At 68.9% G+C, this 16,678-nt stretch carries 19 protein-coding genes; 17 read left to right on the forward strand and 2 right to left on the reverse strand.

Annotated elements, in window-relative coordinates:
- Positions 1-63: 63 nt before the first annotated feature.
- The 4 genes from prmC to Afe05nite_RS03845 are packed head-to-tail and all read left to right on the forward strand — an operon-like array spanning position 64 to position 3,151.
- Positions 64-927 carry a peptide chain release factor N(5)-glutamine methyltransferase gene (gene prmC / locus Afe05nite_RS03830; protein WP_275407442.1) on the forward strand — a complete coding sequence of 288 codons (864 nt, stop codon included), beginning with the start codon at positions 64-66 and terminating at the stop codon, positions 925-927.
- A 37-nt stretch (positions 928-964) separates the two neighbouring features.
- On the forward strand, positions 965-1,609 hold the full coding sequence (locus Afe05nite_RS03835) for an L-threonylcarbamoyladenylate synthase (RefSeq protein WP_203815630.1): 645 nt from the start codon (positions 965-967) through the stop codon (positions 1,607-1,609).
- Between the two features lies 1 nt (position 1,610).
- A complete protein-coding gene (locus Afe05nite_RS03840; protein ID WP_203815533.1) occupies positions 1,611-2,204 on the forward strand; it encodes an arsenate reductase/protein-tyrosine-phosphatase family protein in 594 nt (197 codons plus the stop codon).
- Positions 2,201-3,151 (forward strand): L-threonylcarbamoyladenylate synthase, encoded by a 951-nt coding sequence (locus Afe05nite_RS03845; protein ID WP_203815534.1) that lies wholly within the window; start codon positions 2,201-2,203, stop codon positions 3,149-3,151. The genes Afe05nite_RS03840 and Afe05nite_RS03845 overlap by 4 nt, the downstream gene beginning before the upstream one ends.
- On the opposite strand, the gene Afe05nite_RS03850 is transcribed toward Afe05nite_RS03845, so the two are convergent.
- A complete protein-coding gene (locus Afe05nite_RS03850; RefSeq protein ID WP_203815535.1) occupies positions 3,144-4,598 on the reverse strand; it encodes an SDR family oxidoreductase in 1,455 nt (484 codons plus the stop codon). The two genes, Afe05nite_RS03845 and Afe05nite_RS03850, sit on opposite strands and share 8 nt — an antisense overlap.
- An 82-nt stretch (positions 4,599-4,680) precedes the next feature.
- Here Afe05nite_RS03850 and glyA point away from each other — a divergent pair, with 82 nt between their 5' ends.
- The 13 genes from glyA (at position 4,681) to Afe05nite_RS03915 (ending at position 15,671) form a co-directional block, all read left to right on the forward strand.
- Entirely contained in the window at positions 4,681-5,970 is a 1,290-nt protein-coding gene (glyA, locus tag Afe05nite_RS03855) for a serine hydroxymethyltransferase (RefSeq protein WP_239117528.1), read from the forward strand.
- Positions 5,967-6,383: a hypothetical protein gene (locus Afe05nite_RS03860; RefSeq protein ID WP_203815537.1), complete on the forward strand. Its 417-nt coding sequence runs from the start codon at positions 5,967-5,969 to the stop codon at positions 6,381-6,383. Before glyA ends, Afe05nite_RS03860 begins: the two co-directional genes overlap by 4 nt.
- Positions 6,384-6,593: 210 nt before the next feature.
- Positions 6,594-6,827: a hypothetical protein gene (locus Afe05nite_RS03865; RefSeq protein ID WP_203815538.1), complete on the forward strand. Its 234-nt coding sequence runs from the start codon at positions 6,594-6,596 to the stop codon at positions 6,825-6,827.
- A gap of 15 nt (positions 6,828-6,842) precedes the next feature.
- Positions 6,843-7,637, forward strand: coding sequence for a F0F1 ATP synthase subunit A (gene atpB, locus Afe05nite_RS03870; RefSeq protein WP_203815539.1), 795 nt, complete (start codon positions 6,843-6,845; stop codon positions 7,635-7,637).
- Positions 7,638-7,712: 75 nt separating this feature from the next.
- The gene (locus Afe05nite_RS03875; protein ID WP_203815540.1) at positions 7,713-7,949 is read left to right on the forward strand and encodes an ATP synthase F0 subunit C; all 237 of its coding nucleotides are present in this window, start codon (positions 7,713-7,715) and stop codon (positions 7,947-7,949) included.
- Between the two features lie 27 nt (positions 7,950-7,976).
- Positions 7,977-8,549: a F0F1 ATP synthase subunit B gene (locus Afe05nite_RS03880; protein WP_203815541.1), complete on the forward strand. Its 573-nt coding sequence runs from the start codon at positions 7,977-7,979 to the stop codon at positions 8,547-8,549.
- Entirely contained in the window at positions 8,549-9,370 is an 822-nt protein-coding gene (locus tag Afe05nite_RS03885) for a F0F1 ATP synthase subunit delta (RefSeq protein WP_203815542.1), read from the forward strand. The genes Afe05nite_RS03880 and Afe05nite_RS03885 overlap by 1 nt, the downstream gene beginning before the upstream one ends.
- Positions 9,371-9,500: 130 nt before the next feature.
- Positions 9,501-11,147: a F0F1 ATP synthase subunit alpha gene (gene atpA, locus Afe05nite_RS03890; RefSeq protein WP_203815543.1), complete on the forward strand. Its 1,647-nt coding sequence runs from the start codon at positions 9,501-9,503 to the stop codon at positions 11,145-11,147.
- Between the two features lie 2 nt (positions 11,148-11,149).
- Positions 11,150-12,079 (forward strand): F0F1 ATP synthase subunit gamma, encoded by a 930-nt coding sequence (locus tag Afe05nite_RS03895; protein WP_203815544.1) that lies wholly within the window; start codon positions 11,150-11,152, stop codon positions 12,077-12,079.
- Positions 12,079-13,536, forward strand: coding sequence for a F0F1 ATP synthase subunit beta (gene atpD, locus Afe05nite_RS03900; RefSeq protein ID WP_438867530.1), 1,458 nt, complete (start codon positions 12,079-12,081; stop codon positions 13,534-13,536). The genes Afe05nite_RS03895 and atpD overlap by 1 nt, the downstream gene beginning before the upstream one ends.
- A 168-nt stretch (positions 13,537-13,704) precedes the next feature.
- Positions 13,705-14,799 carry an LCP family protein gene (locus tag Afe05nite_RS03905; protein WP_203815631.1) on the forward strand — a complete coding sequence of 365 codons (1,095 nt, stop codon included), beginning with the start codon at positions 13,705-13,707 and terminating at the stop codon, positions 14,797-14,799.
- 113 nt (positions 14,800-14,912) lie between these two features.
- The gene (locus Afe05nite_RS03910; protein ID WP_203815546.1) at positions 14,913-15,194 is read left to right on the forward strand and encodes a F0F1 ATP synthase subunit epsilon; all 282 of its coding nucleotides are present in this window, start codon (positions 14,913-14,915) and stop codon (positions 15,192-15,194) included.
- Positions 15,195-15,203: 9 nt separating this feature from the next.
- Positions 15,204-15,671 carry a DUF2550 domain-containing protein gene (locus tag Afe05nite_RS03915; protein ID WP_203815547.1) on the forward strand — a complete coding sequence of 156 codons (468 nt, stop codon included), beginning with the start codon at positions 15,204-15,206 and terminating at the stop codon, positions 15,669-15,671.
- 30 nt (positions 15,672-15,701) lie between these two features.
- On the opposite strand, the gene Afe05nite_RS03920 is transcribed toward Afe05nite_RS03915, so the two are convergent.
- Positions 15,702-16,550 (reverse strand): 3-hydroxyacyl-CoA dehydrogenase family protein, encoded by an 849-nt coding sequence (locus tag Afe05nite_RS03920; RefSeq protein ID WP_203815548.1) that lies wholly within the window; start codon positions 16,548-16,550, stop codon positions 15,702-15,704.
- Positions 16,551-16,678: the final 128 nt, after the last annotated feature.

Genomic DNA, 16,678 nt, shown 5'->3' on the forward strand with positions numbered 1-16,678 from the left:
GCCCGTGTATCGATGCACCGACCCGGCCGGTCGGTGTCGCACGTGACGTTTGATGATTATGCCGTGGACCCGGACGACGAACACCCCTCCCGACACTCGGTTACGGCCGCGATCGCGCGGGCGACAGTCGATTTGGCCGAGGCTGGGGTGGAATCGCCCCGGGTCGATGCCGAACTGCTCGCCGCCCACGTGCTGGACATCTCGCGCGGCCGGCTGCTGCTCGCCGAGTCGATGCGCACCGATGAGCTGCGCCGATTCTCGTCGTTGGTGGCGGAGCGGGCGCGGCGGATCCCGCTGCAGCATCTGCTCGGCACGGCCGCCTTCCGCCATCTCGAGTTGTCGGTCGGTGACGGTGTCTTCATTCCGCGCCCCGAGACCGAGTTGCTGGCCGGTTGGGGAATCGCGCTCCTGCGGCCGGGCGCGGTCGTGGTCGACCTCTGCAGCGGCACCGGCGCCATCGCCCTCTCCGTCGCGGACGAGGGCAGACCCGCCGAGGTGTACGCCGTGGAGCGGTCCCCGGTCGCGCTGTCGTTCCTGCGCCGCAACGCCGCCCGGTTCCCGGTGGTGCGGGTCGTCGAGGGCGACGTCACCGATCCCGGTGTGCTCGCCGGCCTGCGTGGCCGCGTCGACGTGCTGCTCTGCAACCCGCCCTACGTGCCCGCCGGGACCCCGGTGCCGCCCGAGGTCGCCGACCACGACCCGGCCGAGGCGGTCTTCGGCGGTGCCGACGGCCTGTCGGTGATCCGGCCGGTCATCGGGCTGGCCGGCACGCTACTCAAACCGGGGGGACATATCGGGATTGAGCATGACGATGTGCACGGATCGATCGTTCCCCGGTTGCTCACCGACGACGGCCGGTTCACCGAGGTGACCGCCCACCGCGACCTGACCGGGCGGCCCCGCTTCGCGACGGCCCGGCGCAGCTGATCGGTTCGAGCCGTCGCATGGCAGACTGCACAGTGTGATGCTCTACGACTGTCGTACCACCGCGGACCGCGATCGCGGGATCGCCGCCGCCGTCGAGGCGGTCAAGAGCGGCGAGCTCGCGGTGATGCCCACCGACACGGTCTACGGCATCGGCGCGGACGCGTTCACCGCGCATGCGATCACTGCCCTTCATCATGCCCGGGGCGCCACCGAACCGGCCCCGCCGCCGGTGCTCGTCGGTTCCCGGCACACGCTCGACGGCCTGGTCTATTCGCTGCCCCGGGCGGCCCGGGAGCTGGCCGACGCGTTCTGGCCGGGCGCCCTGACGCTCTATGTCGAGCATTCGCCGAGCCTGCAGTGGGACCTCGGGGAGACCGGCGGCCGCGTCGCCGTCCGGATGCCGCTGCACCCGGTCGCGCTCGAGGTGCTGCGTGAGGTCGGCCCGATGGCCGTCACCACGGCCAACAAGGTCGGCCGGCCCGCGCCCAACACTGCCGAGGAGGCGCGTGAGCAGCTCGAGTACTCGGTGCGGGTCTATCTCGAGGCCGGTTCCGCGCACGACCCGGCACCGAGCACGATCGTCGACGTGAGCGGCGACGTCCCCCGGGTGCTTCGGGGCGGCGCGATTCCGTTCGAGAAGCTGCGCGACGTGGTTCCCGAGATCCTTGCTCCGGAGGCGTGAGGTGGCGCCCTTCACCGTCCTGCACGTCTGCATGGGCAACATCTGCCGGTCGCCGATGGCCGAGCGGCTGCTCGCCCGGGCTGTGCGGGACCGGGTCGGCGAGGTCGGTGACCAGCTGGTGCGCAGCGTGAGCGCGGGCACCGGCGGCTGGCACGAGGGCGAGGAGATGAACCCGCCGGCCGCCCGGCAGGTGCGCTCGCGGGGCGGCTCGACCACCGGTTTCGAGGCCCGCAAGCTGCGCGGCGACTTCATCGACGAGGCCGACCTGATCTTCACCGCCACCGCCGACCAGTACGACTACGTGGTGGCGCTGCGCCCCGAGGCCGCCACCCGCACGTTCGTGATGGGCGAGTTCGGCCGGCTGCTCAGCGGCGTCGACAAGGCCGCTCTCCCGGCCGGCGAGGGCAAGCCCGCCTCGGTGCACGACCGGGGTGTCGCGATCGTCGAAGCGGTGCACGCGCTGCGGGGCTCGGACGGCCCGTTGCCGGTCGACGACCTCGACGACCCGTGGGGCCGGGGCGACCAGACGTTCCAGCGCATCGGCGACGAGATCGAGGACACCACGGTCCCGTTCGCCCAGCTCCTCCTCTCGTGACCGGCCGCGTCGCGCCCCCGTCTGACGAGGGCATCGCCGAGGCGGTCGAGCTGTTGCGGGCCGAGTCGGTGGTCGCATTCCCCACCGAGACGGTCTACGGCCTGGGCGCCGACGCGTTCTCGGTGAAGGCGGTCAGCGAGATCTACCGCCTGAAGAACCGCCCGTTCTGGAATCCGTTGATCGTGCACGTGGCAACCGAGGCGGCCGCGCGCGACTTGTCCGCCTTTTGGCCGGAAAATGCTGAAAAAATGGCGGCGGCGTTCTGGCCGGGACCGCTCACCCTCGTGGTGCGCCGCGCCGCTCATCTCACTCAGGTGGGCGCCGACAACGACACCATCGCCCTCCGGATCCCGGCCCATGACGTGGCGCTCCGGCTCCTGTCCGCGTCCGGCCTGCCGCTGGCCGCGCCGAGCGCCAACCGCTCCGAGAGCATCTCGCCGACCACCGCCGAGCACGTGCTCCGCAGCCTGCCCGACGTGCCGCTGGTGCTGGACGGCGGCCCGAGTTCGTGGGGCATCGAGTCGACCGTGCTCGACCTGACCACCGACGTCCCCACCCTGCTGCGGCCGGGCGCGCTCGGCCTGCGCGCGCTCCGGGAGGTGACCGGCGCGATCGCCCTGCGCGACGCCGAGACCGCCGACGGCGCCGCCCGCCCCTCCCCGGGGATGAGCCGGCGCCACTACGCCCCGCGAGCCACCCTGATCCTCACCGAGGACGTGCGCGAGGTCGAGGTCGAGGGCTCGGTGGGCGTGCTGACCTACGAGGGCACCGGCGTTCCGGGCGCCGAGATCCTCTCGGCCGACCCGCGGGAGTACGCCGCCGACCTCTACGCCGCCCTGCACCGCCTGGACGACGCCGGGGTCGCCACGATCCTGGTGCAGGAGCCGCCGCGGACCGAGGAGTGGCTGGCCATCCGCGACCGGCTGGGCCGGGCCGCGGCTAAGTAGCCTGCTCGGCCCCCATCGCGATGTTGCGCGCCATGCCCTTGAAGACGATGCCGTGGAACGGCAGCACCGACGCCCAGTACGCGTGCCCGGCCAGCCCACGCGGCAGGAAGACGGCCCGCTGCCGGTAGACGCTGCGACCGTCCCCGTCGGTGCTCGCCGTCATCTCCAGCCACGCCCGCCCCGGCACCCGCATCTCCGCTCGCAGGCGCAGCAGCGAACCCGGCACGATCTCCTCGACCCGCCACCAGTCCAGGGCCTCGCCGACCCGCAGCCGGTGCCGGTCGCGCCGGCCGCGCCGCAGGCCGACCCCGCCGACCAGCTTGTCCAGCCAGCCGCGCACCGTCCAGGCCAGCGGGAACGAATACCAGCCGTTCTCGCCGCCGACCCCCTCGATGACCCGCCACAGCGACTCCACCGGCGCGTGCACCACCTGGCTGCGCTCGTCGACATAGACGCTGCCGCCGGACCAGTCGGGGTCGCTCGGCAACGGCTCGGCCGCGGCGTCCCGGCCGGCCGCGCTCGACCAGCGGGTCTCCACGTCCGCGTTGCGGACCTTGCCGAGCGCGAAACCGACGGCCGCGTCGAAGTCGAGCGGCTCGGTGCCCGGCGCGTACTCGGCGATGTCGTTCTCGTGGGCCACCGCCTCGTGCACGAGGCTGGCGACGAGTGGGCGGGCGATCGAGTTGGGCACCGGCGTGACCAGCCCGACCCAGAACGCGGACAGCCACGGGCTGAGCACCCGGGTCGGCATGATGATCCGGCGGCGCAGGCCGGCCACCCGGGCGTACCGGTTCATCATCTCGCCGTAGGTGAGAACGTCCGCGCCGCCGATGTCGAAGGCCCGGTTCAGGTCGGCCGGCATGGTCGCGGCCGCGATCAGGTAGCGCATGACGTCCCGGACCGCGATCGGCTGGATCCGGTTGCGGACCCAGCGCGGTGTCACCATGATCGGCAGACGCTCGGTGAGGTAACGCAGCATCTCGAACGAGGCCGAGCCGGAGCCGATGATCACCGGCGCCCGGAGGACGACCGTGGGCACCCCGCTGTCCAGCAGGATCCGGCCCACCTCGGTCCGGGAGCGCAGATGGGCCGAGGCCCGCTCGCCGGGCGGCGGCTCGGGCCCGCCCAGGTAGATGATCCGCCGCACGCCCGCGGCGCGGCAGGCGGTCGCGAAATTCGAGGCGGCCCGCCGGTCGGTCTCCTCGAAGTCCCGCCGGCCGAGCGAGTGGACCAGGAAGTAGGCCACCTCGACGCCGTCCAGCGCGGCCGTCAACGAGGCGGAATCAGTCAGATCACCCTCGGCGATCGCGACCCGGGCGGCCCACGGCGCGTCCCGCAGCCGCGCCGCCGAGCGCGACAGGCAGCGCACCTCGTGGTCCGCGGCGAGCAGTCGGGGAACGAGCCGTCCGCCGATATATCCGGTCGCGCCGGTCACCAAGCACCGCATAACCGATCAGTGTGCCCGCCTAAGAGGTGCTTTTCGCCATATGCTCGATTCCGGCAGCGTTGCTATCCGGGGGGAGGCATACGTGGACACCTTCTGGGGTCCGGACTTCGCGTGGCTCGAGCGCGCCGATCCGGAGGTCGCCCAGGTGCTCCTCGGCGAACTGGACCGGCAGCGCGATGGTCTCCAGCTGATCGCGAGCGAGAACTTCACCTCCCCGGCCGTGCTCGCCGCGCTCGGGTCCACGCTCAACGACAAATACGCCGAAGGCTATCCGGGCCGGCGCTACTACGGCGGGTGCGCCCAGGTCGACCGGGCCGAGCAGCTCGCCGTCGAGCGGGCCGAGCGGCTGTTCGGCGCCGAGCACGCCAACGTCCAGCCGCACTCCGGGGCCTCGGCCAACCTGGCGGCGTTCGCGGCCCTCGCCGAACCGGGCGACACGGTGCTGGCCATGGACCTGCCGCAGGGCGGGCACTTCACCCACGGCAGCCGGGTCAACCTCTCCGGGAAATGGTTCCACCCGATCGGCTACGGGGTCACCCCGAACACCGAGGAGATCGATTACGACGAGGTACGCGACCTGGCGCTGGCGCATCGGCCCAAGGTGATCATCTGTGGCGCCACCGCGTACCCACGCCAGATCGACTTCGCCCTGTTCCGCGACATCGCCGACGAGGTGGACGCCTATCTGCTGGTCGACGCGTCGCACTTCATCGGGCTGGTGGCCGGCGGGGTGGTGGCGTCGCCCGTCCCGTACGCCGACGTCGTCACCTGCACCACTCACAAGGTGCTGCGGGGCCCGCGCGGCGGCATGATCCTGTGCCGCGAGGAGCTGGCCCAGCGGGTCGACAAGGCGGTCTTCCCGTTCAGCCAGGGCGGCCCGATGATGCACGCCATCGCGGCGAAGGCGGTCGCGTTGCGCGAGGCGTCCGGCCCGGCCTTCAAGGCGTACGCCCGGCAGGTCGTCGCCAACGCCCGGGAACTGGCCGTGGGGCTGGCGCGGGAGGGCATGCGGCCGGTCACCGGCGGCACCGACACCCACCTGGTGCTGGCCGACCTCCAGGAGCTCGGCGTCACCGGCCGGGACGCCGAGGCCCGCTGCGATCTGGCGCGCATCGTCCTGAACAAGAACGTGATCCCGTTCGACCCGCAGCGACCGGCGCTGGCCTCCGGCATCCGGGTCGGGACCCCGTGCGCGACGACTCAGGGCATGGGGGAAGCTGAGATGCGGCGGGTGGCCGAGCTGATCGGTGCCGCGGTGCGCAGCGACCCCGGCACGACGGGTGGTGCGAGCCGACTCGCCGACGTGGCCGACGGAGTGCTGGAGCTGGTCCGACGCTTCCCGGCCTACGCCCGACAGGAAGTGATGGCTTGACGAACACCGACCTTGCGCCACCGCCGGCCGACCCCCGCTGGCGAGTGGCGCATCTGCCGTTCCTGACCGCGGTCTCGATGGCTCTGGTGCTGTGCGCCGCGTCGGTCGGCTATTTCACCGGCGGTTCGGGCGCCGCGCTCGGTGCCGCGCTCGGCGTGCTGATCGTGACCCTCAGCTACACCATGTCGACGCTGGTCATCGCGTGGGCGGACACCGTACGCCCGGCGCTGCTGATGCCGTTGGCGCTGCTCACCTATGTGGTGAAGTACAGCCTGCTGGGGGTGGTGCTGTCCTACGGCGTTTCCACGAACTGGTCCGGTAAGTCCGCGCTCGGCTGGGGCATCGTGGCCGGCGTGGTCGTCTGGACCGGGGTCCAGGCCTGGTGGTTCACCGCGATCCGTCGCCCGAAGTGATCTTCTGCACTGCGTTTCACCTCGGCAAACGACCGTTTCGTGGTTTGTTGACCACGAAACGGTGAAGTGAACAGCCGTGCCATGTCCGGTTATGGCGAAGGGGGAGTACCGTGACATCCCAGTTGCGAGACCCCTGACGCCTGGACAACCTCGGTTGTGCGGGGGGTCCCGCTTAGCTTCGTATTACCTCCTGATATCGTTCGGGCCGTCATGGCCGCTCAGAAACCCCCCAACGCTCCTAGCGGTGACGACGAGCCCGCCCCGCCCGATACGGGCATGGGAATGACCGCCGTCGCCTATCTCTTCTCGGGCATGTTGGTGTGGGGAGCGATCGGACTGTTGGTCGACCACTGGGTCGGGACCAAGGGCATTTTCGCCGGTATTGGCGCGGTCGTTGGTATCGGCGGCGGTGTCTACCTCATCGTGCGCCGTCTCGGCGCCTGACAGGAAAGGGCTACGGTGATCGGTCAGTCGATCGTCCTCGCAGCGGATGTTCCGTTCCCGCCGAGTGTCGAGGACTTCTACCTGCCCAGCATCCTGCCTTGGGGAGAGCACAACTCCTACTGGTTCACCAAGATCACGGCGCTCCTGTGGATCTCGGTGGCCGCAATCATCATCTACTTCCTGGTGTCGTACCGGAAGCCGCAGCTCGTCCCGACCAAGAAGCAATGGATCGCCGAGAGCCTCTACGGCTTCGTGCGGAACAACATCGCGGTCGACATGCTCGGCAAGCGGGGCATCAATTTCGCGCCGTACCTGACCACGCTGTTCGTCTTCATCCTGCTGATGAATTTCTGGGCCATCGTTCCGATCGCGCAGATCTCGCCGAACTCGCACATTGCCTTCCCGGCGATTCTCGCGGTGATCAGCTACGTGATGTTCATCTACATCGGTATGAAGCACCACGGCGGGCTGAAGTACTTCAAGCACGCGCTTATCCCGCCGGCGCCGTGGTTCATTCTCCCGCTGCTCATTCCGATCGAGTTCTTCTCGACGTTCCTGGTGCGGCCGTTCTCGCTCGCCGTTCGTCTGTTCGCCAACATGTTCGCCGGCCACATGCTGTTGCTGGTGTTCACGCTGGGCGGCTTCGCGATGCTGAACGCCAACGCCTGGTTCGCGCCGTTCTCGCTCGTTTCCTGGGTGATGACGATCGCGCTCACCTTCCTGGAGTTCCTGGTCATCTGTCTCCAGGCCTACGTCTTCACGGTGCTCACCGCGAGCTACCTGCAGGGTGCGCTCGCCGACGAGCACTGAGTTTTGCCAAGCAACATCCGTTCTACCCGTTGTCGTCCCGCGTGACAGACACGCGAGATACCAGGAGGAATCGCAATGGTTGACGTTATTGCCGCCGTCGGTGGTAGCACCGCCGCCATCGGCTACGGCCTCGCCGCCATCGGCCCCGGCATCGGTGTGGGTCTCGTCTTCTCGGCCTACATCCAGTCGACCGCCCGTCAGCCGGAGTCGTCGCGTCTGACGCTGCCGTACGTCTGGATCGGCTTCGCCGTTATCGAGGCGCTCGCCCTGTTGGGTATCGCGTTCGGCTTCATCTGGGCCGGCGACTTCTAAGCCCCCTACCGCGAAGCGGAGGTCTCTATGATCACCAAACTAGCGACTGAGGTCACCACACTGGCGGCAGAGGGCGCTTCGGAACACAACCCGATCATCCCGCTTTGGCAGGAAGTCGTCCTCGGCGTCATCGCCTTCTCGATCCTCTGCTTCGTGCTGATGAAGTTCGTCTTCCCGCAGATGGAGAAGACTTTCGCGGCGCGCGTCGACGCGATCGAGGGTGGCATCAAGCGGGCCGAGGTCGCGCAGGCCGAGGCCAACCAGCTGCTCGAGCAGTACCGCGCGCAGCTGGCCGAGGCTCGTACCGAAGCCGCTCGCATCCGCGACGAGGCGCGTGCCGACGCCGAGGGCATCCGGCAGGACGTCCTGGCCAAGGCCCGTGAGGAGTCCGACCGCATCATCTCGTCCGGTCAGGAGCAGCTCGCCGCTCAGCGTGAGTCGATCGTCCGCGATCTGCGCGCCGAGGTCGGCACGCTCGCTGTCGACCTGGCCAGCAAGATCGTCGGGGAGTCCCTCGCCGACGAGGCCCGCAGCCGCGGCACCGTCGAGCGGTTCATCGCCGACCTCGACTCGGCCGGCACGACCGGCGGGCGGCGCTGATGGCGTCGAGCGTGAGTCAGCAGTCCTACAACGAGGCTGTGGCGAAGCTCGAGGCCGAAACCGGCACGGCAACGGCCGCGCAGCTGGGCACGGTCGCCGACGAGATTCTCGCGGTGGCCGACCTGCTGCGGGCCCAGCCCCGGCTGCGCCGGGCGCTCACCGACCCGTCGCGGCCCGCTGCCGAGCGAGGCGAGCTCCTTCGCTCGCTTCTCTCCGGCAAGCTGGCCGAGGCCTCGGTGAACACGGTGGCCGCCCTGGCCGCCGGGCGCTTCTCCCGGCCGTCCGAGCTGCTGGACGCCACCGAGCGCCTGGGCGTCGAGGTCCTTCTCCGGTCCGCGGAGAAGGCGGGCTCGCTGGCCGAGGTCGAGGACGAGCTGTTCCGCTTCGGGCAGATCGTCTCCGGCAGCGCCGAGCTGGCCGTCACGCTGAGTGACCCGGGTGCGCCCACGGCGCGCCGCGTTAAGCTCGTGGAGGACTTGCTGAAAGGCAAGGCTCAGCCGGCGACGTTCCGGCTCGTCGAGGTCGCTCTCGACGGCTTCGGAGGGCGTGGCTTCGACACCTCGCTGACCCGGCTGATCGAGCTGACCGCCGCGAAGCGTGACCGTGAGGTCGCCTACGTGACGGTGGCCCGGCCGCTCAACGACGCCGACGAGCAGGCGCTCGCCGGAAAGCTGGCCGACATCTACGGACGTCCGGTCTCGCTGAAGGTCGATGTCGACCCGTCGATCATCGGTGGAGTCAGCGTGCGCGTCGGCTCCGACCTCTACGACGGCACGATCCTGCGCCGGCTGAACGCGGCCAAGCAGGCGTTCGTCAAATAGGCTGAGTTGCCCAAAACGGCTTCGCCGTACTGCGATGAAGTTTCAGATCCCCTCGGTCCGGCGGTGACGCGGAGATCGAGTAGGCCCCTCGGCGGCGGTGACGTCCCGAGCTAGACAGAGAAGGCAGAGGATGGCCGAGCTGACCATCTCCTCGGACGAGATCCGGGGGGCGCTAGAGCGCTACGTCTCGTCCTATTCGCCCGAGGTCTCCCGCGAGGAGGTCGGCATCGTCTCCGATGCGGGCGACGGCATCGCACACGTCGAGGGCCTGCCCTCGGCGATGGCGAACGAACTGCTCGAATTCGAGGACGGCACGCTGGGTGTCGCCCTGAACCTGGACGTGCGTGAGATCGGCGCCGTGGTACTTGGCGACTTCACCGGGATCGAGGAGGGGCAGCAGGTCAAGCGGACCGAGCGCGTCCTCTCGGTTCCGGTCGGCGACGCCTTCCTCGGTCGCGTGGTCAACGCGCTGGGGCAGCCCATCGACGACCGCGGCGAGATCGCCAACGAGGGCTTCCGCGAGCTGGAGCTGCAGGCTCCGAACGTGATGGCCCGGCAGCCGGTGAAGCAGCCGCTGCAGACCGGCATCAAGGCGATCGACGCGATGACGCCGATCGGCCGTGGCCAGCGCCAGCTGATCATCGGGGACCGCAAGACCGGTAAGACCACGGTCGCGCTCGACACGATCATCAACCAGCGCGCCAACTGGGAGTCCGGCGACCCGGAGAAGCAGGTTCGCTGCATCTACGTCGCCATCGGCCAGAAGGCGTCGACGATCGCCAGCATCCGGGGCACGCTCGAGGCCCAGGGCGCGCTGGAATACACCACGATCGTCGCGTCGCCGGCGTCCGACCCGGCCGGCTTCAAGTACATCGCTCCGTACACCGGCTCGTCCATCGGGCAGCACTGGATGTACAACGGCAAGCACGTCCTGATCGTCTTCGACGACCTGACCAAGCAGGCCGAGGCCTACCGCGCGGTGTCGCTGCTGCTGCGCCGCCCGCCGGGCCGCGAGGCCTACCCGGGTGACGTCTTCTACCTGCACTCCCGTCTGCTGGAGCGCTGCGCCAAGCTCTCCAACGAGCTGGGTGGCGGTTCGATGACCGGTCTGCCGATCATCGAGACCAAGGCCAACGACATCTCGGCCTACATCCCGACGAACGTCATCTCGATCACCGACGGCCAGATCTTCCTGGAGTCCGACCTGTTCGCCTCGGGTGTCCGCCCGGCGATCAACGTCGGCACCTCGGTGTCCCGGGTCGGTGGCTCGGCGCAGGTCAAGGCCATGCGTACGGTCTCCGGCCGGCTCCGCCTCGACCTGGCCCAGTTCCGTGAGCTGGAGGCGTTCTCCGCCTTCGCCTCCGACCTGGACCGCGCGTCGCGGGCGCAGCTGGAGAAGGGCGTCCGGCTGGTCGAGCTGCTCAAGCAGCCGCAGTACTCGCCGTACTCCACGGTCGACCAGGTGATCGTGATCTGGGCCGGCACCACCGGCCAGCTCGACGACATCCCGGTCGGCGACGTGCGTCGCTTCGAGGGCGAGATGCTGGAGTGGATCAAGCGCCACCGCAGCGATCTCTACACCGCGATCGAGTCGACGAACGTGCTCACCGACGACAACGTCGAGTCGCTGAAGTCCGGCGTGACGGAGTTCAAGGAGCTGTTCAAGCGGGGCGACACCGGCGTTCGGGCCAACGACCCCGAGGTCGAGGCACTGGCCGAGGGCAGCGAGACCCGTGAGACGGTGACCCGCGAGGTCCGCCGCTCGGACGAGCAGTAGTCATGGCCGGTCAGGTACAGGCACTTCGGCGGCGCATCCGCACCGTCAAGTCCACCGCGAAGATCGCCAAGGCGCAGGAACTGGTCGCGACCAGCCGGATCGCCAAGGCGCAGGAGCGGGTCACTGCCTCCAAGCCGTACGCGGAAGCGATCACTCAGGTCCTGACCGCGCTCGCGTCGAACGCCTCGCTCGACAACCCCCTGCTGGTCCCGCGTGAGCGGGTCCGGCGGGCGGGTGTCCTGCTGGTCACCAGCGACCGTGGCCTGGCCGGCGCCTACAACGCCAACGCCATCCGGACCGCCGAGCAGCTGATCGCCCGGCTCAAGGACGAGGGCAAGGAAGTGGTGTTGTACGTCGTCGGCCGCAAGGGCGTCGGCTACTACAAGTTCCGCAACCGGCCGATCGAGGCCAGCTGGACGGGCTTCTCCGAACGTCCGTCGTTCTCGGACGCGAAGCGGGTCGGCGACGCTCTGCAGGAGGCCTTCGTGGCCGGCGCGGACGACACCGACACGCACTACGGTCCGGACGGCATCCAGGGCGTCGACCAGCTCTTCATCGTGAGCACCCAGTTCAAGTCGCTCATGACGCAGAGCGCCGAGGCGCACTTCCTGGCTCCGATGGAGGTCGAGGACCGCGAGGCCGAGCCTGGCCTGCGCCCGGCGTACGAGTTCGAGCCGGACGCCGACGAGCTGCTCGACGCGCTGCTGCCGAAGTACCTCAACACGCGGATCTACGCGGCGTTGCTGGACTCGGCGGCCAGCGAGTCGGCCTCCCGGCGACGGGCGATGAAGAGTGCGTCGGACAACGCGAACGACCTGCTCAAGCGGTACACGCGCGAGATGAACTCCGCGCGTCAGGCTGCGATCACCCAGGAAATCAGTGAGATCGTCGGCGGCGTCGAAGCGCTGTCCTCGGCAGGAAGTGATATGTGATGACTGCTTCTGTCACCTCCGGTGCACCTGAGAACACCAAGACGGAGGCCGGCGTCGGCCGTGTCGTCCGGGTCATCGGCCCGGTCGTCGACGCCGAGTTCCCCCGCGACGCGATGCCGGACATCTACAACGCTCTGCACGTCTCGGTGACCCTCTCGGAGGGCACCAAGACGCTGACGCTGGAGGTCGCCCAGCACCTGGGTGACAACATCGTCCGCGCCATCTCGATGCAGCCGACCGACGGCCTGGTCCGCGGCGCCGCGGTCACCGACACCGGCGCGGGCATCTCGGTGCCGGTCGGCGACGTGACCAAGGGCCACGTGTTCAACGCGCTCGGCGAGGTGCTCAACGCCGACCCGGCGACCCTGGACATTCAGGAGCGCTGGACGATCCACCGCCCGCCGCCGCCGTTCGCGGACCTCGAGCCGAAGACCGAGATGCTGGAGACCGGCATCAAGGTGCTCGACCTGCTCGCGCCGTACGTGCGTGGCGGCAAGATCGGCCTGTTCGGCGGTGCGGGTGTCGGCAAGACGGTGCTCATCCAGGAAATGATCATCCGGGTGGCCCGTAACTTCGGTGGCACCTCGGTGTTCGCCGGCGTCGGCGAGCGCACCCGTGAGGGCAACGACCTCATCCTGGAAATGGACGAGGGTGGCGTTCTGGACAAGACCGCGCTGGTCTTCGGCCAGATGGACGAGCCGCCGGGCACCCGCCTGCGGGTCGCCCTGACCGCGCTGACCATGGCGGAGTACTTCCGGGACGTGCAGAACCAGGAGGTGCTGCTCTTCATCGACAACATCTTCCGGTTCACCCAGGCCGGTTCCGAGGTGTCGACGCTGCTCGGCCGCATGCCGTCGGCCGTGGGTTACCAGCCCACCCTGGCCGACGAGATGGGCCAGCTGCAGGAGCGGATCACGTCGGTCCGGGGCAAGGCGATCACCTCGCTGCAGGCGATCTACGTGCCCGCCGACGACTACACCGACCCGGCGCCCGCCACCACGTTCGCCCACCTGGACGCGACCACGAACCTCGAGCGGTCGATCTCCGACAAGGGCATCTACCCGGCCGTGGACCCGCTGGCCTCCAGCTCGCGGATCCTGGCGCCGGAATACGTCGGTGCCGAGCACTACGCGGTCGCCCGTGAGGTGCAGCGAATCCTGCAGAAGTACAAGGACCTGCAGGACATCATCGCCATCCTCGGTATGGACGAGCTCTCCGAGGAGGACAAGGTCACGGTGCAGCGGGCTCGCCGCATCGAGCGTTTCCTCTCGCAGAACACGTACGCCGCCGAGCAGTTCACCGGCGTCCCCGGCTCGACGGTCCCGTTGAAGGAGACCATCGAGGCGTTCAAGAAGATCAGCGAGGGTGAGTACGACAACTTCCCCGAGCAGGCCTTCTTCATGTGCGGTGGCCTCGAGGACCTCGAGCGCAACGCACACGAGCTGATGAAGGACTGACGTACGGCATGACAACGAGGCCGCGTCCACCGCAAGGTGGGCGCGGCTTCCGCGTTTCCCCAGCACTTCCGGCTCCGTTAGGGCTTTCGCGATCCGGGTAACCTTTGCTTTCCGTCCGCTCATCGAGGAGTTGAGGTGCCGAAGAAATCCGGCAACCGCCGTGCGCCGATGTGGGCCCGGCTCTGTGCGATCTTCGGCTGTGTCCTCATGGTGGTCAGCGGGGGCGCGCTCATCGCCGGTCAGGCGGTGCTGGCGCGTTACGCCGGCGCTGTGGACAACCAGGACCTTTTCGGTGACGCGTCGTCGGCCGGGGCCACTGAGAAGGTCTCCGACATCAAGGGCGCGCAGAACATCCTGCTGGTCGGCATCGACCCGCGCACGGACGAGCAGACGCCCCTCTCCGACTCGATAATCGTGGTGCACATTCCGCAGTCGATGGACCAGGCGTACATCTTCTCGGTGCCCCGGGACCTGGTCGTCGACATCCCGGCCTTCGACAAGACGGGCTTCCGCGGTGGTCGCTCCAAGATCAACGCCGCGATGGGGTACGGCTCCGCGATCGGCAACGGCAAGCACGACCCGGTGCAGGGTTTCGACCTGCTCGCCAAGACGGTGCAGCAGCTGACCGGCATCGACAAGTTCGACTCCGGCGCGATCATCAACTTCGGCGGCTTCAAGAAGATCGTGGACGCCATGGGCGGCGTGACCATGACGATCGACCAGAACGTGAAGTCGGAGCACCTGCAGCCGAACGGCAAGCCCCGGCCGCGGCTGGCCCGCTGCGCCGACAACACCTGCGACCACCCCTATTACGGCCCGCAGGCGGAGTACAAGGTCGGCACCTATCACCTGCAGGGGTGGCAGGCCCTCGACTACGTCCGGCAGCGCTATGGCCTGCCCAAGAGCGATTACGACCGCCAGCGGCACCAGCAGCAGTTCATCAAGGCGATGGCGGAGCAGGCGCTGAGCAAGGACGTGATCAGCAACCCGGCCAAGCTCGACAAGGTGCTCAAGGCGGCCGGGGACGCGCTCACCTTCGACGGCAACGGCAACAGCGTGGTCGACTGGGGCTTCGCGCTCAAGGGCATCCGCTCGCAGAACATGACGCTGATCAAGCTGCCCGGCCAGTCGATGATCGTGAACGGGCGCTATCAGGGCGAGGCACTCGACGACAGCGCGCAGGAGTTCTTCGCCGCGGTCAAGGAGGACCGGCTGCCCGACTTCATCTTCAAGCACCCGGAATACATCAACAAGGAGGGCTGACGCGCTCCTGTGGCGGTCACCACCCCCGGCCACGGCACGCAAGGCCGCCGTTTAGACTTCACCCAATCGGCTCTATCAGCTTCAGATCCGAACAAGCTCAGCAGGGAGACAGCGTGGCCAACCAGCTGCCCGTCAAGGTCGTAGCCGTCGAGGAGCGCATCTGGTCCGGTGAGGCCGAGATGGTCGTCGCGCGGACCACCGAGGGCGAGATCGGCGTTCTGCCTGGCCACTCACCGCTGCTGGGCCTGCTCAAGGAGCCGTCGCAGGTGCGGGTCAAGCTCGCCGGCGGCGAGCAGCTGACCTACGACGTGACCGGTGGCTTCCTCTCGATCGACGCCGACGGCGTGACCGTCCTGGCCGAGAGCGCCACGCCCGCCACTCCCGAGTCTCGCTGACCTCCGGCGATGCGGATCCTCGAGCTGCTCGGGATCTGCTTCGCCGCGCTGTTCGTACTTCTCTTCGCGATCTTCTTCCGCCTCCGGCTGTTCATGGTCGGGGGCGGAACCATTCGGCTCCAGGTGCGGGTCAGCACGATGGTCGCCGGCCGCGGCTGGTCCACCGGAGTCGGTCAGTTCGTCGGTGACGAACTGCGCTTCCATCGCATGTTCAGCCTGGCGTTCCGCCCCAAGCGGGTGCTGAACCGCACGGTCCTGGTGGTCGAGGAGCGCCGCCGGCCCGAGGGCCCCGAGCGGCTGACGGTGCCCGCGCAGTGGTGTGTCCTGCGCTGTTCCAACGGCGAGGCGGGCCAGATCGAGATCGCCATGGCCGAGTCCACCGTCACCGGTTTCTCGTCCTGGCTCGAGGCCGCTCCGCCCGGTCAGCCCGGTGGGACGTCCCGGCCGGTCATCCGCCCCCGGACCATCGAACAGTAAGCGGCCCCCGTCGCCGGGGGCCGCGTCCGGTCAGTAGGAGTAGAAGCCCTTGCCGGTCTTGCGACCCAGGTCGCCGGCCTGCACCATGCGCTGGAGCAGCTCGGGCGGGAAGAACTTCTCGTCCGCGGTGTCCCGGTAGATGTTGCCGGCCGCGTTGAGCATCACGTCGAGGCCGGTCAGGTCCACGGTGGCGAGCGGGCCCATGGTGTGGCCGAAACCGAGCTTCATGACGGTGTCGAGGTCGGCGGGGGAGACGACGCCCGTCTCGACCAGCTTGATCGCCTCGACCAGCAGGGCCGAGAAGAGCCGGTTGGAGACGAAGCCGGCGACGTCGCGCTTGACCTCGACGCAGGTCTTGCCGACCTGCTCGGCGAAGTCGCGGGCGGAGGCGAGCGTGTCGTCCGAGGTCTGGTAGCCGCGGACCAGCTCGACCAGCTTCATCATCGGCACCGGCGAGAAGAAGTGGATGCCGACGACCGACTCGGGCCGCTCGGTGACCGTGGCGATCTGGGTGATCGGGATCGCCGAGGTGTTGGTGCCGAGGACGGCACCGGCCTTGCAGATCTTGTCGAGCGCCCGGAAGACCTCGTGCTTGGCCTCGACCTTCTCGTAGATCGCCTCGACCACCACGTCGGCGTCGGCGGCGGCCTCGAGGTCGGTGGTGGGGGTGATCCGGGCGAGGGTGGCCTCCGCGTCCGCCTGGCTGATCTTGTCTTTCTTGACGAAGCGCTCCAGGGAATCCCGGATGGCTGTCATGCCCCGGCTGGTCGCGGCGTCGTCGACGTCCCGCATGGTGACCTGCCAGCCGGCCTGCGCCGAGACCTGCGCGATGCCGGAGCCCATCAACCCGGAGCCGATGACCGCGAGTCGACCCGTCATGTGCTTCCCTTTCTGCCGTCCGAATCTGGGCTCACCCTACCGTTGTTACTTAACGGAAACTCAGGCGTGGGGGCGACTCCCTTTCGGGGCAAATCTGGGGAAACCAGAACGGAAGGATGCCAGACTGT

This window comes from Paractinoplanes ferrugineus (genome assembly GCF_016862195.1).
Taxonomy (GTDB): domain Bacteria; phylum Actinomycetota; class Actinomycetes; order Mycobacteriales; family Micromonosporaceae; genus Actinoplanes; species Actinoplanes ferrugineus.